At 71.3% G+C, this 387-nt stretch carries 1 protein-coding gene; it reads right to left on the bottom strand.

The annotated features are described in order from the left end of the window. Positions 1-387 (bottom strand): hypothetical protein (locus GO615_RS28455; protein WP_211167453.1); only part of this gene is annotated, 387 nt, incomplete at both ends.

Here is a 387-nt window from a genome sequence, read left to right as displayed (position 1 = left end):
GTGCGTGCCGCGTACGCGGCGAGCTGATCGACCTGCGCGGGCGTGAACCCGCCCGTGCCGGCGGCGACACCGATGACGTCACCACCCCCGGCGAGGGTCACCGCGATCGCGTCCATCGGCCCTTCGACCCCGACGATGTCGGGACGATCCGGACCGCCCACGCGTGCGGCGTGTTCGCGCCCCTCATGCAGGCCGACCAGCAGCGCGCCCTTGGTGAAGATCGTCGTGGCGGGGGTGTTGAGGTACTTCGCTGGGTGCGACCCGCTCAGATCGCGCCCGTTGAACCCGACGAGGACGCCATCCGTGTTGTGGATCGCGATGAGCGCGCGGTTGCGGAACACGTCCTCGAGGCGCCCGTGGCGCCACTTCGCCAGGCCCGCATCGACG

The sequence above is a fragment of the Aromatoleum evansii genome (genome assembly GCF_012910805.1).
Taxonomy (GTDB): Bacteria; Pseudomonadota; Gammaproteobacteria; order Burkholderiales; family Rhodocyclaceae; genus Aromatoleum; species Aromatoleum evansii.
This window is presented reverse-complemented; position numbering and strand designations above follow the sequence as displayed.